We start from the raw sequence: 5,521 nt of genomic DNA, 5'->3' as shown, positions 1-5,521 counted from the left end.
GCGCACGGCAGTCGGAAGCGAGCCAATCGGACCAGTGGTCGCCCACAAGGTTTTGCTGCGACCGAACCATATCTTGCGGATCGAAGGCGAGATGCCATCCATTGCGGGATTCGCGGAAGGAGTCGCTCAAATAGGGAACAAAGCGTTCGTCGATCCTTGCTTCGAGTTCTTTAAGCGTAGGGAACACCCCCTGCCAGGGAAGGACGAAGCTGATGTCGTCGGTGACCGCGGCGCCGATGTCTTCGATGATAAGGGCGCGAACGCGATCGGGGTGGCGTGCGGCAAACTGGTAAGCATTGACGCCGCCAAGCGAGTTACCAAGGAGAACGGCCTGCGGCAAGTCCAGTAGTGCGAGAAGAGCTTCGATATCGCCGAGGTAGTCTTCGCGAGTATAGGTAGCGGCGTGGCTGGAGTCGCCATGGCCTCGCTGGTCGAGAGCAATGATTCGGTAGTCGGGCGCGAGCGCTTCAGCCAGCCCTGTATAGGTCGATCCCTGCATCAGGTGAGCGTGCAGGCAGAGGAGCGGCGGCCGGCTGATGGAAGCAGGCGAAGATCCAGTGTCGAGATAGGACAGGGTGAGACTGTTGTGGTTGAATGTGTGCCGCTGAAAACTCATCGCAGTTTGAATAGATGCTACATGCCGGCATGTGCCGGGGATATGCGCATCCAAGCTCCATGACACAACCGGGGCCAGCCTAACCAACAGTTGTGCCGATTCTGTTCGTTTTTTCCACTCAAAATTTGGGGTGCTGTGAAGGTTATGGAAGACGCGTCAGGTGTGGAGGACGTGTCACGTGGAAGTGCTGGATTGATGTGGGTGGGGACGCTTATTACAGACAAAGGGCAAGGTTTTCACAGGGCTTCCAGTGAGGACTGTGGGAATGGTGGGAAACAAGGGTCGCGTAGGAGTTGTGCCGAGCCTGTTTTCCAAATGTCCGGAGATGCACAGGCGAGTTTTGGAAATTCTGGGAGATAGCAAAGCGGAAGACTCTCAATGAGATGAGCCAGCTTTCCACTTTTCCGAAGTGAACTACGGTTACTACGGGTTCTTTTATTAATTAAACAAAGGAAATACCTATAACCGTCGCAGTCGCGAGCGGTGGGCTGTTTGTAACCAGCAGAATGCGGATTGCTGCTCAGGGGAACCGTTCGGTAGACTGAGGCTCCCTATTCGAATCCAGTGATCAGATCGCGCGGGAACCGGAGGTTGGCTGATACTGTGCTGATGATTACGCGGCGGTGTCGGGAATTGCGCATCGGATGGGTGTTCGCGTGGCTTTGTCTGATTGCGACGACCGCGCTGGGGCAGGTGATCGATGCTACGCGCTGGCACTCGGGTACAGTGACACTGAACGAAGGCTGGCGTGAGCACGATGGTGATGACCTGGCGTGGGCGCAACCGGGATTTAATGACAACGGATGGAAGGTTGTTGAGTTGGATGATCTGGGTGGGGCTGAACCGGGGTGGCGTTGGTATCGGCTGCACTTCAAACTTGAGCCGGGACACGAGCATGTACACATCTTGATTGCAGGGGGCGCCGGGACGTATGAGGTGTATCTAAACGGGGAAAAGGCGGACGATGCCGAACTGAAGTCGATGTGGGGTGTAACGCGGCCGACGGAAGAAATCGTCATGCCACGCGATGAGGATAACGACATCACCGTCGCTTTGCGGACACATGCACCGACGATGTACACGTTATGGCATCTGCCCCTATTCCTGACGGTGGACGTGGGAACCCCCGGAGCAATCGACAATGAGCGGTTGGCGATGGAGAGCCAGAGGCTTTACGCAGCCATTCCTTCCATCGCGATTAATCTGCTGCTGATCCTAGCCAGCATCGGGGCATTTGCGCTGCACAGGAGCCAGCGTGCCCGCAAAGAATACCTGTGGTTAGGCCTTTATCTTTTTCTCCTTGGAATGTCGAATGGCTTGCTATTTTGCGCAACCTCTGGCCTGGTGCCAATTGCCATCAATACCCTGATTGCTGATCCGTTGATCTACTTTTTCACGATCATGCAGATTGAGTTTACGTTCAGCTTTGCGGGACGACGTGTGGGGCGATTTTGGCGAGCGTATGAGATCGCGTTAATACCAATGCCGATTCTTGCATTCCTTCAAGTACCGGGCGCCATTTCAAATCAGCTGTATGTCTCATTGGAAGCGGCGCTGATATTACCGGCGGCCCTGATGCTCCCGGTGCTGCTGCTGGTGTGGTACCGCCGAGGAAACCGCGAGGCAGGGTGGCTGATTTTACCCAGCTTGTTTCCGGCTGCGGCCACAGCGCTGTTTGATATCGGGACCGCGTCCCTCGACACCGGTTGGGGCAAAGCGGACTTTCTCGCCAACCCTATCCAGGTTGGTCCCATTCCACTGCAGATTTCCGATCTGAGCGACTTTTTGTTTGTGCTGGCAATCGGCATAGTTATGTTCTTTCGGTTTACCAAAGTGAGCCGGGAGCAGGCTCGGGGTGCCGCGGAACTGGAGGCGGCCAGGGAGATCCAGCAACGGCTGGTTCCAGCGAAGCTGCCCCAGGTGAATGGATATGTGATTGAGGCTGCCTATTTTCCCGCGCAGGAAGTGGGAGGGGACTTCTACCAGGTTTTTGCGCAGAGTGACGGCGCACAGTTGGTGGTGGTCGGGGATGTGAGCGGCAAAGGGTTGAAGGCGGCGATGACCGGCACGCTGGCGCTGGGTGCGCTGCGCGCTTTAGCCGCGGAAGGACTGGGACCAGGAGCGGTGCTGACGCGCCTGAATCGCCAACAGTCCGAGACGCAGGACGGCGGATTTATCACCTGCATCTGCGCGCGGGTCACAGAGCAGGGAGAGGTAACACTGGCGAACGCCGGGCATCTGCCGCCGTACCGGAATGGCGAAGAGTTACAGGTGAGTTCAGATCTGCCGCTGGGGATCTCGCCGGAGGAAACATACAAAGAATGTTCATTCCACCTGGAACCCGGTGACCAGTTGACGCTGCTATCTGATGGGGTGCTGGAGGCGACAGACAAGATGGGTGAACTGTTCGGATTTGAGCGGGTGAGGGCGATCAGCGCGCAGACGGCGGAGTCGATTGCGGGGGCCGCGCTGAAATTTGGGCAAGAAGATGACATTACGGTGCTGACCCTTGCGCGGTTAAAGCAGTAAAGGAGAAAGTAGATTCAGGCCGCGCCAGATCGGGAAGTTTATCTTTCTCTCCGTCAACATCGCAGTACCCTGGGATTCCAAGAGATGTTGACGGGTTTTCCACGCACCCTTTTTGTGAAGATGCATACAATCAAAGGCAACAAACAGCAGCGGTTTCGCGCCGTAGCGACGGTAGTGTAGGCTGGGCCAAGCGGGCTTTAGGGCGTAGATCGCGCGGGCGGACGTAAATTGGGGGCCTGGTTTGCCGGTCGCGGGGTGCGATGGCAACCAAGATGGGGTGGGAACTATGCCGATTGTGGAAACCGAAGTAGAGAAGCCGGCAGCACAGGGGGCAACGATGGAGATTACCGTAAGCCGCCAGGAACTGGTGAAGGAACTCACCGCGACGCAAAGCGTGGTCGAGCGCAAGACGACGATTCCCATCTTGTCTAATTTCCTGATCGAGGCCGAGGGTGACCGGCTGAACATTACCGCGACCGACTTGGACCAGGCGATCAGGACCAGCGCCTCAGTGAAGGTGAAGAAGCCCGGTTCATGCACCATTCCCGCACGCAAGCTTTACGACTACATCAAGCTGCTTCCTGATGGCGACATCTCCATCAAGCTGCTCGAAAATCACTGGGTCCAGATTCGCTCCGGCCGCTCCAACACCAAGATGGTTGGCATGGCCCGCGCAAACTATCCACAAGTGCCTGAATTCCCAGCTGTCTCGGTCACGAGCATTCCAGCGGTGGCGTTGAAGACGCTGATTGCTCGCACAATTTTCGCGATCTCCAATGAAGAATCGCGCTACACCTTGAATGGCGCTCTGCTTGTGCTGAAGGCGGAATCGATTGCCATGGTGGCCACTGACGGGCATCGGCTTTCGTTTGTCGAGAAGCCCGGCGAAGCCATGGAAGGCATCAGCGGCGAAAAACGCGTGCTCATTCCGCGCAAGGCGCTGCAGGAACTGCAGGGTCTACTTTCGAACACCGACGTCGAGAAGGTGGAATTCGCCGACGACGAGCACACACTGTTCTTTAAGGTGGGACATCGCACTCTGAGCACGCGGCGGTTGTCTGGGCAGTTCCCCAACTATGAGGCGGTGATGCCGCGCGACAACACCAAGTTCGCAGTCGTGCGTTCAAGCGAACTTTCTAGCGCCATCCAGCGTGTGGCGCAGTTTGCCGATGAGCGCTCCGGGGCGATCAGGCTGCGTCTTGAGGGCAACGAACTCAAGATCAGTTCGCAATCGACCGAGAGCGGCGAGAGCGAAGACACCATAGACACTCCATACTCGGGCGATCCGATCGTAGTCGGCTTCAACTCGACCTACATCATCGATTTCCTGAAGGCGCTGGGCAACGAGGGCGAGGTGCGGCTGGAGTTCAAGGATTCGCAGAGCGCCGGCCAGATGCGCCCCGAAGATCCCGACGCGGAGTATCGCTCGCGGTATGTGCTCATGCCGATGCGGATCTGAAGGAGCTGCCGTCAACTCCTGCAAAAACGAGCAAATATTGGCCAAACGGCCAACTTTTGCTTGTTTCCAAAAGTTGTAGATTTGAAAAAACTCCATAGATTCAGTGAATTAATTACCCTCTTTAGATCTCCAATGTATCATCAACATATTTATTTTCAGTAACATAGATGGTAGTGTTTTTTCCTCTGCATCGCGGAGTTTTCGAAACATTAGGCATTAGAGTACCGCATTATGAATACTAGAATTTTCGTGCTGAATCCACGCCGTTTTAACGCGTGAGGGTCCCTTAAGGAGAGCGTCTTTTTTGAACATCTGGTGACTGCGAGATTTTCAGTTCCTGATGTCATCCTAAAACGCGGTTGCATTCGGCTTCAACCACTGCCGAAAATGTAACAAAATGACAGCGGACCGAGAGCGGTTAAGTCAGTGGTCGTTGCAAAGCTCACCGATGTGAAGTCTAATGGTCACACATTTCAAGACGGGAAAATGATGGCTGAATCAGAGCTAATTGTTCATGCACTGCCCATGGTTGAACTAAACGGCGCTACGAATATTCCTACCGTTGTTACATACTCGAAGTCGCGGACAATTATTGGACAGGAAGCACAAGCCCTGTCGAGAGAAGACAATTCGATACTGAATGAAGACTTCAAGATCGATTTAGGAAATTACGAGCCCACGGCTGTAAAGAGGAAACGCTTCGCGACTTCTCTTTCGGTCGAGAAATCAGCTGCTGAAATTACTGCAGACTTCCTAGGAACTTGTTGAAATAGGTACCTATTGGCGTCGGAGGTTGGCAGCCATTCGTCTAACAGACATGCGTGGAGACGAGCGGGATCAGGACGGTATGTTCAGCTATATATCGTTGGAGCAGCGTGTGCCTCAGGATCATCCATTGCGGGCAGTTCGCAAGTTGA

4 protein-coding genes are annotated in these 5,521 nt (G+C 55.0%); 3 read left to right on the top strand and 1 reads right to left on the bottom strand.

What is annotated here, in order from left to right:
• Positions 1 to 616 (bottom strand): alpha/beta fold hydrolase (locus WA354_RS03325; RefSeq protein WP_472811591.1); only part of this gene is annotated, 616 nt, incomplete at its 3' end.
• 591 nt (positions 617 to 1,207) lie between these two features.
• Between WA354_RS03325 and WA354_RS03320 the strand changes: the two genes are divergently transcribed.
• From WA354_RS03320 to WA354_RS03310, 3 genes are all read left to right on the top strand, one after another.
• Positions 1,208 to 3,145 (top strand): PP2C family protein-serine/threonine phosphatase, encoded by a 1,938-nt coding sequence (locus WA354_RS03320; RefSeq protein WP_472811590.1) that lies wholly within the window; start codon positions 1,208 to 1,210, stop codon positions 3,143 to 3,145.
• Positions 3,146 to 3,431: 286 nt separating this feature from the next.
• Positions 3,432 to 4,604: a DNA polymerase III subunit beta gene (gene dnaN / locus WA354_RS03315; protein ID WP_472811589.1), complete on the top strand. Its 1,173-nt coding sequence runs from the start codon at positions 3,432 to 3,434 to the stop codon at positions 4,602 to 4,604.
• Between the two features lie 426 nt (positions 4,605 to 5,030).
• On the top strand, positions 5,031 to 5,372 hold the full coding sequence (locus WA354_RS03310; protein ID WP_472811588.1) for a hypothetical protein: 342 nt from the start codon (positions 5,031 to 5,033) through the stop codon (positions 5,370 to 5,372).
• Positions 5,373 to 5,521: the final 149 nt, after the last annotated feature.

Source organism: Occallatibacter sp., assembly GCF_049802275.1.
Classification (GTDB): domain Bacteria; phylum Acidobacteriota; class Terriglobia; order Terriglobales; family Acidobacteriaceae; genus Telmatobacter.
This window is presented reverse-complemented; position numbering and strand designations above follow the sequence as displayed.